The sequence below is a fragment of the Dyadobacter sp. HNCC25DJ186 genome (genome assembly GCF_056895235.1).
Window position 1 is genome coordinate 161241 of sequence record NZ_JBXHAS010000001.1, and the last position, 14943, is coordinate 176183.

The 14943-nt window shown below is 41.8% G+C and carries 11 protein-coding genes; 6 read left to right on the forward strand and 5 right to left on the reverse strand.

The genetic code is table 11. The features are described 5' to 3' along the window. Positions 1-125 precede the first annotated feature (125 nt). Positions 126-1358 carry a BaiN/RdsA family NAD(P)/FAD-dependent oxidoreductase gene (locus tag AC1XUO_RS00780; RefSeq protein WP_483327852.1) on the forward strand — a complete coding sequence of 411 codons (1233 nt, stop codon included), beginning with the start codon at positions 126-128 and terminating at the stop codon, positions 1356-1358. Between the two features lie 67 nt (positions 1359-1425). Here the strand turns inward: AC1XUO_RS00780 and uvrC are convergent, their stop codons facing one another. From uvrC to porW, 5 genes are all read right to left on the reverse strand, one after another. Further along, on the reverse strand, positions 1426-3240 hold the full coding sequence (gene uvrC / locus AC1XUO_RS00785) for an excinuclease ABC subunit UvrC (RefSeq protein ID WP_483327853.1): 1815 nt from the start codon (positions 3238-3240) through the stop codon (positions 1426-1428). Between the two features lie 45 nt (positions 3241-3285). After that, positions 3286-4425 carry a glycerate kinase gene (locus AC1XUO_RS00790; protein ID WP_483327854.1) on the reverse strand — a complete coding sequence of 380 codons (1140 nt, stop codon included), beginning with the start codon at positions 4423-4425 and terminating at the stop codon, positions 3286-3288. 110 nt (positions 4426-4535) lie between these two features. After that, entirely contained in the window at positions 4536-6812 is a 2277-nt protein-coding gene (locus AC1XUO_RS00795) for a penicillin-binding protein 1A (protein WP_483327855.1), read from the reverse strand. A gap of 27 nt (positions 6813-6839) precedes the next feature. Next, a complete protein-coding gene (locus tag AC1XUO_RS00800; RefSeq protein WP_483327856.1) occupies positions 6840-9137 on the reverse strand; it encodes a penicillin-binding protein 1A in 2298 nt (765 codons plus the stop codon). A 73-nt stretch (positions 9138-9210) separates the two neighbouring features. Continuing rightward, positions 9211-11415, reverse strand: a complete 2205-nt coding sequence (gene porW, locus AC1XUO_RS00805) for a type IX secretion system periplasmic lipoprotein PorW/SprE (protein ID WP_483327857.1) — start codon at positions 11413-11415, stop codon at positions 9211-9213. A gap of 57 nt (positions 11416-11472) precedes the next feature. Between porW and AC1XUO_RS00810 the strand changes: the two genes are divergently transcribed. The 5 genes from AC1XUO_RS00810 (at position 11473) to atpH (ending at position 14930) form a co-directional block, all read left to right on the forward strand. Next, complete coding sequence (locus AC1XUO_RS00810) at positions 11473-11817, forward strand: AtpZ/AtpI family protein (RefSeq protein ID WP_483327858.1); 345 nt, start codon at positions 11473-11475, stop codon at positions 11815-11817. Between the two features lie 442 nt (positions 11818-12259). Continuing rightward, positions 12260-13354: a F0F1 ATP synthase subunit A gene (gene atpB, locus AC1XUO_RS00815; protein ID WP_483327859.1), complete on the forward strand. Its 1095-nt coding sequence runs from the start codon at positions 12260-12262 to the stop codon at positions 13352-13354. A 46-nt stretch (positions 13355-13400) separates the two neighbouring features. Continuing rightward, positions 13401-13664: an ATP synthase F0 subunit C gene (atpE, locus tag AC1XUO_RS00820; RefSeq protein ID WP_090335138.1), complete on the forward strand. Its 264-nt coding sequence runs from the start codon at positions 13401-13403 to the stop codon at positions 13662-13664. A gap of 185 nt (positions 13665-13849) precedes the next feature. After that, entirely contained in the window at positions 13850-14344 is a 495-nt protein-coding gene (atpF, locus tag AC1XUO_RS00825; protein ID WP_483327860.1) for a F0F1 ATP synthase subunit B, read from the forward strand. A 49-nt stretch (positions 14345-14393) separates the two neighbouring features. Next, on the forward strand, positions 14394-14930 hold the full coding sequence (gene atpH / locus AC1XUO_RS00830) for an ATP synthase F1 subunit delta (RefSeq protein ID WP_483327861.1): 537 nt from the start codon (positions 14394-14396) through the stop codon (positions 14928-14930). Positions 14931-14943 lie beyond the last annotated feature (13 nt).

Sequence of the window (14943 nt, forward strand, 5' to 3'; positions counted from 1 at the left end):
TCCGGTCATTTGTGATGAAGTGTAAAATTTACAGATTAAGTATATCTTTTGAAAGATAGGAAAAGAATTTGCTGTTTTTATAAAACTTACTATCCATTTTTGTAGGATTTTCAACAGTTCATAATATGCAAATTGTGATTATAGGCGGCGGTGCTTCCGGATTTATGGCCGCCATAACCGCCGCAGATACAAATCCGGATGCCCAAATTACCATTCTGGAAAAAAATAAAACAGTCTTAAATAAAGTCAGGATTTCCGGAGGCGGTCGTTGCAACGTCACGCACCAACCTTCTGACCTGCGCTTCTTCATAAAAAATTACCCGCGCGGTGAAAAATTCCTGCGAAAACTTCTGGCAAAGTTTGATGCGCAAGACACGGTTAACTGGTTTGAAAAGCGGGGGGTAAAACTAAAAACGGAGACAGATGGCAGAATGTTTCCTGTCACCGATTCTTCAAATACAGTTATCGAATGCCTTACAAGGACAGCCAGGAACCTTAACATTGACATACAGACAAGTGTCTCTGTAAGGACTTTCGGATGGACTGACCAGTCGGGCGTGCCAAAGTTCTCCATAAACCTGGAATCCGGGGAATCTATGATAGCTGATAAACTTGTCATTGCGACAGGTGGACATCCCAAAACCAGCGGATTTTCCTGGCTCAGCGAACATCAGCACACGATTGTTGAACCTTTGCCATCGCTTTTTACATTTAATGTTCCCAATGGATACTTACTCCCTTTGTCAGGTGTTGCTGTTCAGGATGTGCATGTTAAAATAATAGGTACAAAACATGAATGGCGCGGACCGGTCATGTTGACACACTGGGGATTCAGTGGACCAGCGATACTAAAACTATCAGCCTGGGGCGCGCGCGACCTTGCTGCTCTGAACTATCATTTTACTTTCAAAATTAATTGGCTGCCAGATTTGAACGAGCAGCAGGTCAGAGAATTTTTGATCTCAGAGAAAAATAATACGCCAAAACAGCAGATTAATTCACACACAAGGTTTGGTTTGCCATCACGGTTATGGAAGGCGTTTACAGAAAAAGCGGAAATCGATGACACATTACGTTGGTCGGAAGCAACGAATAAAGTGCTGAACCGGATGGCTGAACTGTTGACAAATAGTCAGTTTGATGTAAAGGGCAAAAGCACCTACAAGGAAGAATTTGTTACTTGCGGCGGAATTGCTCTTTCTGAAATCAACCAAGACACACTCGAAAGTAACAAAGTACCTGGATTATATTTTGCAGGAGAGGTATTGGACGTAGACGGAATTACCGGCGGATTTAATTTTCAAAATGCCTGGACAACCGGCTTTGTCGCAGGAAAAGAAATTGGCAGGATTGGCTGATTAGTCAAAAAAATTCCAGCAAAACCTGCTTAGTTTTGCTGGAATTTTGACGTTTGATATACAGATATCAATCCTGATGCGCCATGGTATCAAAATAAGACCTGACCTTTTGTGCCCTGTCCAGACCAATTAGTGCGGTTAATGTCTCTACCGAACTTTCCCGGATCGCCCGGATCGAACCAAAATGTTTCAACAATTTTGTCGCGGTTACCTTTCCAACACCAACAACGCCATCCAACTCGCTGACCAGACTGCCCTTACTTCTTTTATCACGGTGGAAAGTGATGGCAAACCGGTGCGCTTCATCCCTGATCTGCTGAATTAATTTCAGCGATTCTGATCTTTTATCAATATAGAGCGGAAGAGAATCTTCCGGGAAATAAATTTCTTCAAGACGTTTAGCGATTCCAATAATCGGAACCTGACCATAAATACCGAGGCTTTTTAAGGCGTCACAGGCAGCACTTAATTGCCCTTTACCGCCATCGACAATAATTAAATCTGGCAGCGGCTCGTTTTCGGCGATCAGTCTTAAATATCGCCTTCCGACAATTTCGTTCATGGAAGCGAAATCATTTGGCCCGACAACCGTCTTGATATTGAAATGTCTGTAATCTTTTTTCGATGCTTTACCTTCTTTGAAACAGACCATCGACGCAACAGGATTTGTACCTTGAATGTTCGAGTTATCAAAACATTCGATATGCCTTGGAAGCGTTTTAATTTGAAGATCGGCTTTTAGTTTGATCAAAATTCGATCCTTCTTGGAAGAGCTCGCTGAATTTTCAACTTCTCTGCGCTCGGCTTTTTCACGACGGAAATACATCACATTTTTCATGGACATATCCAGCAGTTTCTTTTTATCGCCGATTTGCGGTACGATAAGATCTAGTTTTAATTCCAGATCCGGTTTCAGATTACTGATCAATTCCTTCGCTCCGGTACCATATTTATCGCGCATTTCAACGATCATCATCGCCAGCAAGTCTTCATCACTTTCGTCGAGTTTCTTTTTTACCTCGAAAGTCTGCGTGGCGATCATGTAACCTTCTGTGATTTTCATAAAATTCAGATAGGCGGATTCTTCATCGGAAACGATCGTTAATACATCAACATTTCCAATTTTAGGATTTATAACCGTCGCCTTACTCTGAAAATTAGACAAATGCTCAATTTTCGTTTTCCAGGAATGGGCTTGTTCAAAAGCCATTTGTTCTGCGGCGGAAAGCATCTTTTCCTTGAAATATTGTTGAGGCAGCGAGAGATTTCCTTTCAGCATGTGGTGAATCTGTTCAATCTCTACATTATAATCTGCCTCTTCCTGCAATGCTTCGCATGGCCCTTTGCAGTTCCCGATATGATATTCCAGACAGACCTTGAACTTCCCTGCCTCCACATTTTCTTTCGATAAATGCAAGTGGCATGACCTGATCGTATAAAGAGATTTGAACATATCGAGCAGTGTGTGCATCGATCGAAGATTTGCGAAAGGACCATAAAAAGTCCCCCGCTTTTTATCCAGTTCTCTCGTTACATAAACTCTTGGAAAACGCTCATCCGTAATGCAAATGAAAGGGTATGTTTTATCATCTTTTAACAGAATATTAAACTTAGGTTGAAATTGCTTAATTAGTTGATTTTCAAGTAACAAAGCATCCCACTCGGTATGAACTATGGTATATTCTATCCTGCGAATCTGGCTCACCAGACGTTTTGTTTTCCGGTCGTGCTGATTCGATTTCAGGAAATAGCTTGAAACCCTGTTTCGGAGACTTTTGGCTTTTCCTACATAAATCACCTCCCCGGTTTCATCGAAATATCGATACACACCCGGATCAAAGGGAATTTTGGAGAGCTCGTCTTTGTAATTAAATTCGGGCATTTATTATCAGTACGTTGTTTAAGCGAATTCGAAGTAATTAAAAAGTCATTTTTGGCCACCATGAAAAAACAACCGTACCAATTGAAAAGTTGCGTCTCGAACGAGTGAATATGCTTCATCCTCTGCCTGAGCCAAGGTCATTGGACGATTGAGAACTGATACTGCGTAAGTTATCCCAGCTTCTTTTGTTTCTGATGATGTGATCATCAAGGTTCCACAAACGACGGCCAGGGGAACCTGATATTTCTGACAAAGATCGGCCAGTCCTTTTACAACCTTTCCACTCAAAGTTTGTTCATCTACTTTGCCTTCGCCGGTGATTACCAGATCTGCGTTTTTTATATGGTTTTCGATATTACATCGTTCCATCACAATACCTACTCCCTCACGAAGCGCTGCGTCTAGAAACCATAACACACCTGCTCCCAAACCACCTGCGGCCCCAGTTCCGGGTTTATCCGAGATGTCATAACCAAAAGTTTCAGCCGCAACTGACGCAATATTTCGCAGTCCCTGATCCAGTTGAGAAACCATGGTTTTGCTGGCGCCTTTCTGTGGTCCATATACATAAGCCGCTCCCGACTCGCCGTAAAGCGGATTCGTAACGTCGCAGGCAACTATAAAACGAATGGATTTTAACTTTTCATAAACCTTTTCAGAATTGATTAATTTTATCCGGGAAAGATTCCCGCCAGTCGGCGTAACTGCTTCCTTATTTTTATCAAAAAATTCATAACCCAATGCATACGCCATCCCTATTCCTGCGTCGGTCGTTGCACTTCCTCCAATTCCAAGAATAATTTCTTTGACGCCGGCCTCAATAGCGTGAAGAATTAACTCTCCGGTTCCGATTGTGCTCGTCAATAGCGGATTTTGTTCGAAGGGTTTTAAAAGATTAAGTCCCGAAGCAGCTGCCATTTCTATAAAAGCAGTTGTGCCGTCACCAGATATTCCGTATTCTGCTTCAATATATCTTCCCAGTGGATCATGGACTATGGCAGTTACAAACTTACCATAAGATCGCTCCGTCAAAATTCTGGTCGTTCCTTCACCACCATCCGCGAGTGGAATATTTACAATTTCTGCATCCGGATAAGCCAGACGGATTCCCTCTGAAATCGATTGGCAGACTTCTGATGCTTCAAGCGAACCACGAAACTTATCTGGGGCTACGAGAATATACACGGTTAGTTTTTAGCTAAATAAGCGAATTTAAAATGAAGGTAATAAATAAAATCTCCTGTTCTGTGAATATTGAGAATCACAAAACAGGAGAAATAATTTAATCTTAAATATCAGAATAATACTCCCTCATCATCAGATTTTGATGGCGGAATATAGGTGTCTGAACTGTCAGGAACCATGCTGCCACAATCAAGAACATAATTTTCCGGTTTTATAAATGGTCCTCTGCGATATTGGATAAGCGTCTGGTCATTATATACTTTTCTCATATAAATTCCCCAGGCCGGCATCGCCGCTCGTCCACCCTGACCAAGGTCTATGGTCCTGAAATGTATCGTCATATCTTCACCACCAACCCAAATTCCTGATACGAGATTTTGTGTCATACCCATAAACCAGCTGTCTGACTGATTATTCGTTGTTCCGGTTTTTGCTGCGATTTCATTGCCAGTTGTTACACCATAGGAATGCAACCTACCGGCCGTTCCTCCCGGATCTTCCACCGCTCCGCGCATCAGATATAACATATTGTATGCAACAGTCGCACTAAGTTCCTGATTTTGCTTTTGATGAAAATCCTGCAAAACATTACCGTGACGGTCTTCTATTCTCAAAATGGTCATCGGTTCAGTTTTATATCCGCCGTTGGCAAAAGCAGAATATGCATTTACCATTTCATAAACCGAAACTGAACTTACGCCCAGAGCTAGTGATGGATAAGGATCCAGTTCACTGGTAATTCCTAGTTTATGGGCATATTCAACCACCGTTTCAGGCTTAACCATCTGGATGATCGCAGCACTTATTGAGTTTACAGATTTCCCAAGTGCCTGTCTTAGCGTCAACGCTTGCCCTGAATATTTGCCGTTGGAATTTGTCGGGTTATACTCATTTTCAGGAACCGGCGCGTCAACGATCTTATCACAGGGCGTAAGAAAGTTTTTGTCTAGAGCAGCCACGTAAACAAACGGTTTGAAAGTGGATCCCGGCTGTCGTGCGCCTTGTTTTACGTGATCGTATTTAAAATACTTAAAATTGACACCACCAACCCATGCCTTGATTTCCCCACTTCTCGGGTCCATCGACATCATACCGGCATGTAAAAATCTTTTGTAATATCGAATGGAATCCATCGGACTCATCGTCATTTCCTTTTCGCCATCGTATGAAAAAACCTTCATTTTATAAGGTCTCCGCATAATTTTCCAGGCTTCATCTTCACCTAGTTCTCTTTTTAAAATATTAAAATAGGGCAATGATTTAACTGCTTTTTCAATAAAACCCGGTATTTCCTTTCCACTTTCATCAGCCCAGGGATTTCTTCCTTTCCAATGCGCATCGAACAGCTTCTGCTGCTGGCGCATGTGTTCGTTCAAAGCTTCTTCCTGATACTGCTGCAAGCGGGAATCAATAGTCGTGTAGATTCGTAATCCACTTGTATACAGGTCGTAATCAGTTCCGTTGTCCTCGTTATATTGTTTTACCCAAGCTCTCATATATCCGCGCATCGACTCACGGAAATAAGGGGCTGGCCCGGTATTATGCCCGTCCACAGTAAATTTCAGATCGAGCGGTTTCTCTTTATAATTCGCAAACTGATCTTCGGGCAAATAGTTATATTTTGTCATCTGCGCCAAAACCGTATTTCTGCGGTTCAGCGCATTGGTCGGAAATCTTAATGGATTATATAAAGTTGGATTTTGCAGCATCCCGACCAGAAGCGCCGCTTCGTTCACTTCCAGATCACTTGGTTCTTTATCAAAATAAGTTTTTGAAGCCGTTTTTATCCCAAAGGAATTATTCCCGAAAGAAACCGTATTGAGATACATCATCATGATCTCGGTCTTGGTATACTTTCTCTCCAAAGTAACCGACAAAATCCATTCTTTAGTTTTTGCAATCACAGTCCTCACGAACGGAACTTTACCAAGAACACCTTCATATTTTTCGGAACGGGTTTCAAATAGGTTTTTCGCAACCTGCTGTGTGAGCGTACTACCGCCGCCTGAACTGGAATTTCCTGACAATATACCTTTCGCAACCCGAAGCATACTACGCGGATCTATGCCGGAATGGTTTACGAAACGTGCATCTTCCGTAGCGATCAGCGCATCCGTTACATTTTTTGAGACCTGTTCAAATTCGACAGGTGTCCGGTTTTCGAAAAAATATTTCCCCAGCGATTTTCCATCCTCAGAAAGCAACTCAGAGGCTAACTCACTTTTAGGATTTTCAAGGGTAATCAAATCTGGCATTCCACCGAATAACCAGAAAAAGTTGAAGCTTACGGCAACGATGTAAAGTATAAATGACCCCAGGACAATTGCGGTACCCAACCACACGCGAACAATGCTGCGGCGGTATTTTCCTGGCTGCAGTTCAATCATAATGAAATATTTCCTTGGTTATTGAATTTAAAATAATACGCCCTCGTCATCCGAACGGGACGGCGGAATGTAGGTATCGGCACTATCCGAAGCCACACCACCACAATCTAAGGCGAAATTTTCGGGCTTATTAAATGGTCCCTTTCGGTATTGGACCAAAGTTGGATCGTCATATATTTTTTTCATATACAAACCCCATGCCGGCATCGCCACATGTCCGCCTTGTCCCAGCTGCATGGTTCGGAAATGTATTGACATATCCTCACCGCCAACCCAGATTCCGGAAACCAGATGTTGTGTCATACCCATGAACCAGCCATCTGAATAATTTTGTGACGTCCCCGTCTTTGCTGCAATTTCATTACCTTCTGTGACGCCATAAGTCCGCAAACGACTTGCAGTACCACCCCCATCTTCCACGGCTCCACGCATCAAATACAGCATACTATATGCCATATTTTCGCTTAATTCCTGATTTTGCTTTTGATAAAATTGTTGTAAAACATTACCATAACGGTCTTCAATCCTCAAAATTGTCATCGCTTCCGTTCTGTGTCCACCGTTTGCAAATGCGCAATAAGCATTAACCATTTCAAAAACGGTAACCGAGCTGATCCCAAGACAAAGTGACGGTTTAGGATTTAACTTACTTGTTATACCAAGTTTATGCGCATATTCAACAACGGTGTTTGGTTTCACCATCTTGATAATATTTGCGCTTACCGAGTTGACCGATTTCCCAAGAGCCTGTCTTAACGAAAGCGGTCGATATGAGAATTTGTTCCCCGAATTGTGCGGAGTCCAGCCACCTGGCACACCGTCAGACAATCCGAAATGGACAGGTGCATCTACAATTCTGCTGCACGGTGTCAGAAAACTTTTGTCCAAAGCAGAAAGATACACGAATGGCTTAAAGGTCGAACCCGGCTGACGGGCGCCCTGTTTTACGTGGTCATATTTGAAATATTTAAAATTGATGCCGCCAACCCAGGCCTTGATCTGGCCATTTCTAGGATCCATCGACATCATCCCGGCATGTAAGAAACGCTTGTAGTAACGCAGCGAATCCATAGGACTCATGACCATTTCCTTCTCTCCATCATAAGAAAATACTTTCATCTTATACGGCCTGCGCATCACCTTCCATGCTTCTTTCTCGCCTACTTCCTTCTTCAATAAATTAAAATAAGGAAGAGCGCGAACTGCCTTTTCGATAAATCCCGGAATTTCTTTTCCGTCTGGTGTAGCCCAGGGATTTCTGTCTTTCCAGTGCGCATCAAATAATTTTTGCTGCGTATGCATATGATCATTCAAGGCCTCCTCCTGATAACGCTGCATCCGCGAATCGATCGTGGTATAAATGCGAAGACCACTGGTATATAAATCAAGATCCATCCCGTTTTCTTCATTATATCTCTTAACCCAGGCTTTTAGATAACCACGCATTGATTCCCGGAAATAAGGCGCCAGACCTGTATTATGTCCATCCACATTGAACCTCATTCCCAGAGATTTATCTTTAAGATTTTCAAATTTATCTAGTGGCAAATAATTATATTTAACCATTTGTGCCAAAACCGTATTTCTTCGGTTCAGTGCATTTGTTGGAAATCTTAACGGGTTATACAATGTCGGATTCTGCAGCATTCCAACCAACAGTGCCGCTTCGCTCACAGAAAGATCCCAGGCGTCTTTGTCAAAATAAGTTTTGGCTGCTACTTTAATCCCATAAGTATTATTACCAAACGATACCGTGTTGAGATACATCATCATAATCTCCCGTTTGGTATACTTCCGCTCCAACACGACTGAAAGAATCCACTCTTTTGTTTTTGCAATAACTGTTCTTACCAACGGAATTTTGCCCAACAATCCTTCATATTTTTCTGAGCGTGTCTGGAAAAGGTTTTTGGCAACCTGCTGTGTCAGCGTACTTCCCCCTCCTGAACTTGAATTTCCGGAAACAACACCTTTAAACACACGCGCCAGACTTCGTGGATCTATACCGGAATGGTTTACAAATCGGGCATCCTCAGTAGCGACGAGTGCTTCTATTAGATTAGGAGATATCTGGTCGAATTCAATGGGTGTGCGGTTTTCAAAGAAATATTTACCAAGTGACTTTCCGTCTTCAGAAATCAACTCTGAGGCCAATTCACTTTTGGGATTTTCAAGGGTTTTAAGGTCAGGCATGCCACCGAAAAGCCAGAAAATATTCATGCTTACGGCGAAAACGTAAAATATAAAAAGACCCAGGCCAATTGCTGCAAACCGATAAACACGGACAATGCTGCGACGGTATTTTCCTGGCTGCAATTCAATCATATTTGGGGGTATTTTATTGGTGAATCGTGTGAAAATGTGTTATCCAGTTCGACAAAGATACAACTTCCATGAATTATCTTTTCCCCACTGAAATTTCTCGGGATTCCTGCATTTCTTTCAGTCGCGGCAAATATTGACTGTTTGGATACAAACGAACAAATTCATTTATGGCTTGCAGATACGCCTCTCTGCCACGGATTTTTCCGACCAGAAATACCCGGAGCAACGCAAATTTGTCTTCCAGCATACTTCCTTTATAAGCAGGCAGATCAGCCTCGATATCTTCCAGCGCTTTTGCAAAATTTCCGTCGGCGTATAATTTGTAAGCACGCTCATACGCTTTTACCGGATTATTTCTGTCACCCGTACTACCGTCTGTTGCAGACTTATTGACGAGTCTCGCATAGGTAGAGTTTGGAAATTCGGATACCAATTTACTTTTCCAAACTTCCCGGTTCTGGTCATTTTCAGCAAGGGTCAGATACATAAGATAAAATATTTCTTCACGGTATTGCGTCTGCGGATATTCGGTCAGAACACGGTTAAAAGCTGCTATCGCGCGATCCGATTCTTTTAAATCGAAGCGATAAATTTTACCAAGATTGTATAAGGCATCCTCTTTCCGTTTCTGCGAAGATGAAAATGTGGAATCTGTCAAAGGAACATTTTTTTTCATCGCTGCATGTTTCGCCTGCCAAATCGGATTTTCTTTCGTCATCGCCGTTTCAACTGGCGCAGCTGCACTTGCAGAAGTCGTATCAATTTTATTGGTTGCAGTCAAAGCTCTGTTTTGCTTCGAACTTCGACGCCAGTCATCTTCCAATACACGGCTTCCCCATACCCTACGGAACTCTATTTTCCCCTGGTTGATCATCGCGGGATCATATAATTCCCAACGACGATCAGTCATGCTTGAAAGTGAAGGAACTGATCCATTAACATTTGTCTGATTCATTGCAGCGGCAAGTATCTCCTTCCGCTTTTTTTCTTCTTCCAATCTCCTTTTTTCCTGATCTTCAATAATCGCATCAATTTTGTCATCCAATGCTTTTGGATTCATTTTTGCTAAAATCTGAAGACTGTCTTCTGTTTTTACGATCGTTTGCTGTCCAACAAAATTATCCAGTGCAGTCTTACGATCTGACACAATGCGATATTCCGCGGCGTCTTTTGGCAAAATAATCAACGCACTGTCGTAATATGATTTGGCAAGTTCATACTTCTCCAATGCGTCGTAATGTATCCGTGCCAATTGCAGGTAAGTATAAGCCTTCTGAACATTGTTTGTACCAGACGCCAGCGAAGCAGATTTTTGTAAATATCCCACCGCTTCCGGCAACTGCTTTTTATGTTCTGCTAATAACCCCATCGTAAAGTAGATTCTGTCGCGCAGATCATTATTTTTTCGATCTCGAAGCATTCGGTCAAAACCTACGCTGGAAATATCCGCTTTGGGATCTATGATGACCTGGTTTTGCAAAGAATTCATGGACGAATAGAACCCGAGGTCATAATCCGGCTCGTTTTTGGCAACACGCTTATAATGTTCGTTGGCCAAAGCGAACTGCCCCAGGCGGTCATACATTTGAGCTGCTGCAAAATGAAGTCTGGCAGTCTCAATCGATTTATTTAAGAGTGGAAATGTTTCTTCCAGAATTGCAACAGCAGTAAGATACTCTCCGTTTTGCTGGTGGAGATATGCCTTTGTTAAATAAAAATCTTTGGTGGCATCTTTGGTCAAAGCTTGCTGGCTGAGATATTCGGCAACACCGAGTGCATTTGAAAAATCTTTGCGACTGATATAGGCCCGCATCAATACGATCAGTGCCTGATTTTTATCACTTTCATCCTTACCGTTGGCATACACATAGCGCAAAGCTTCTAATCCATCCGCCCACTCTCCCAGATACAATCGTGATTTTCCAAGAATGACATAACTATTGTCGACCCATTTGCTGTTCTGATGTTTTTCTGCAACAATGGAGGCTTTTTTTACAGCGTCCAGTAATTGAGGTTTGACCGGCAAAGCAAGTACAGAATCAAATGGAAGAAGGATTGGGATTAACTGGTTATAATCTTCCTTATAAGACGCACGCATCGTAAACTCTGCTTCCTGTATATCCTGTTCTGCGATAAAGTATGCATTGTAGTGTGAGGAGACGTTATGAAAGTTGACCGCAGCCGGCCGTGAGCTGTATTGTGAACAGCCGAAGATTAAGCCTCCCAACAGGAGACAAATGAATAATAATTGTAACGAGCGGGTAAGTGTATGAGTCACAAAAAAGACTTTTTGGGGTGGTTTTATCTATTTTTATCGCGAAACTAAAACGGTATTTTGCTTAATAACGTATCGAAGATAACGCCATTTGCAAAATTTGAAGCAACTTTACCTATAAATTCTACAATCGCAGGAATGGAAGAGGATCATAAGGACTTACAAAAAGGCAAATTTGAGCCTTACCCGGGGAATCGAAACACTGGAAAATCTCCTTCAAATTTTATCAGATATTCTGGTATGGCCATGCAGATGCTCGGTACAATACTTGTTTTTACTTATGCCGGTTACAAACTGGACGAATGGCAAATGAATAAAACACCGGTGTGGACACTTGTACTTTCTTTGACTTCTATCGCCGCATCCTTATATATGTTAATTCGGAGTATGCCGAAAATCAAGTAATTTTTGTCACCAATTTTTCACTAATAATCACATTCTCAGATACCGACTTTTCCAGTATATGTTACGAACCATTATCGCTTCAATTATTTTATCAATTGTATTATTTCTAGTACAGCGGTTTATTGCTCCAACCTGGATACATCCTTATATATGGTATATCCTTGTGTTCTTTGTTATGCTCTCATTTCTGATTCATCGTCTGATGGAGTACGGACTTAGAAACAACCGGGAAAAATTTGTTACCTTTTATCTTTCCACCATCGTTGGGCGATTGATTCTCAGCATTATTTTCATTGGAATATTTTTATATTCAGGGCTAACTGATTCATTTACATTCGTTCTCAATTTTTTTGCTCTGTATTTATTCTACACATGCTTTGAAATATATGGTTTGTATTGTAACTTGCGCCGCGATTGACAAAGCATAGTATTTCAAGCATTTATGTATACGCCTTTACGACTGTTTATAACCACTGCCCTTGTTGCGGCAACTTGCTTTTTTACCCTTCCGGCTTCGGCCCAGGAATCGGGTCACGACGACCATGATACGGTTGCTGAAGGTGTTAATAAAGCCGAGCACGAAATTGAACATAATCTGGAAGAGTCAGAGGAAAAATTCAATATCGGCCAAATGATCATGCACCACATTGCGGATTCTCATGAATGGGAGTTCTCACACGGTGTAGCGATCCCTTTACCAGTTATTTTATACTCTGAGGATCGTGGTATAGAAGTTTTCTCTTCAAGCAATTTCCATAATGAACACCATGAATACAATGGTTATCATTTGGTGCACGGAGATTCAGAAACGATCGTACCAGTTGATGAGGCTCGTAAGGTTTACGATTTTTCTATCACAAAAAACGTGGCGTCGATGATGCTTAGTGCCATTATTTTGGTGCTTATCTTCACAAGTATCGGTAAGGCTTACCAACGCAATGTGGGTAAAGCGCCAAAAGGATTTCAGTCTGCGATGGAAATTGTTATCCTTTTCATCCGCGACGATGTAGTAAAGCCCAATGTTGGACCTAACTACGAAAAATACCTTCCTTACTTGTTGACTCTGTTTTTCTTTATTCTTGTCAACAATATTTTAGGTCTTCTTCCGGGTGCTGCGAACGTGACAGGTAACATCGCCGTCACAATGACGCTTGCTGTGATCACCTTCATCATTGTTCACATCAATGCAAACAAAAATTATTACAAACACCTTGTGAGCCCTCCGGGCGTTCCTGCTCCATTGTTGCTTATTATGATTCCTGTTGAAGTTGTGGGTGTGTTCATGAAGCCGTTCTCTCTTATGGTTCGTCTTTTTGCAAACATGACAGCTGGTCACATTATCCTGTTAAGTCTTTTTGGATTGATCTTTATTTTCCAGAGCATGTTCATTGCTCCGGTGATCTCATTATTTGCCCTGTTCCTTAACTTCATCGAAATCATGGTGGCGTTTATTCAGGCATTTATTTTTACCCTGTTATCGTCTATGTACATCGGCAGTGCTATTGAAGAGCATGGACACGCCGATCACGGACATTGATTTGAATCTCTTTTTTTATTAATTATATTTTAAAACAAACACAATTATGTTGCTTCAAATTTTGCTTCAGGCTACAGAACAAGGTGGTGCAGGTCTAGCTGTTTTCGGTGCTGCTATCGGTGCTGGTCTTGCTGCTATCGGTGCTGGTCTTGGTATCGGTAAAATTGGTGGTTCTGCAATGGAAGGTATCGCTCGTCAGCCAGAAGCTGCTGGTGCTATCCAAACTGCAATGCTTATCATTGCTGCTCTTATCGAAGCGGTAGCGCTATTCGCAGCAGTTATCTGTCTGCTTATCTCGTTCAAGCTTTAGTAACGAATTTGAGATTTAGGTCTCATGCTTGACCTCTTTCGCATTAGGCGTGGAGAATTGGCAAAAAAACTTACCGTGGAAGCATTAGGCTTCCACGGATTTTACAAAAAAGAGAGTGCAGGGAGTATATTCATTTAAAATTTACTCGCATTTAAAGATTTTACAACTCACAAAACTCAGATATTATGTCATTGCTTACTCCTAACCCAGGTCTTATTTTCTGGATGCTGGTGGTATTTTTACTGGTTGTTTTTATCCTTGCAAAGTTTGCCTGGAAACCAATCATTAAAGGCTTAAAAGACCGTGAAAACGAAATCCAGGGTGCACTTGATCTTGCTGAAAGAACAAAGGCTGAAATGGTTAAACTGAAATCGGATAACGAAAAACTGATTATCGAGGCTAACGCTGTTCGCGATAGAATTCTGCGTGATGCGAAAGATGCTTCTGACCGCATGATTGCTGAGTCGAAAGACAGAGCAGTTGTAGAAGGTCAGAAAATGATCGACAGTGCTCGTGACACCATCCGTAACGAACAACATGCTGCGATCGCTAAAATGCGTAAGGAAGTAGCTGTTTTATCTCTTGAAATCGCAGAGCAGGTATTGCACCGTGAATTGAAGGATAAAGAATCTCAGGAAAAACTAATCGCAGACCTTGCTTCGTCAGCCCGCATGAACTAATATGTTGCGAAGCTGTGAAGTTTATTCATTCAAAATTAATTAATTCCCTATGTCAGTAGGTATAGTTGCTGCCAGATACGCGAAATCACTTATCGAACTGGCGAAAGAAAGAAATGTAGTTGAAGCTGTATTTGAGGATATGAAATTATTCAAGGATACTGCTGACAATAATCGTGGCTTGATGCTGGCACTGAAAAGTCCTGTGGTACGTCACGAGAAGAAACTGGCGATCCTGAAAGCAATTTTTCATGATAAGGTAAACCCGGTATCCTACTCAATATTTGAGATAATTACAAAAAAGAACAGGGAATCGATCCTGGATGCGATTGCTGATGAGTTCATAAAAACATACGACGAATACCGTGGTATTCAAAAAGCAACTGTAATAACAACAACGCCTTTGACCGAAGATCTTCGCAAGCAGTTTAACAAAATTGTTGCAGATGCTACTGGTAAAACAGTAGAGTTAGAGGAGAAAGTGGATCCGAATTTGATCGGAGGTTATTTACTCCGCGTAAATGACCGTCAGATCGACGCTTCACTTCGCAGTCGTTTGAACGAGCTGAAATTACAACTTGCAAGTTAAGATTTTTTTATCT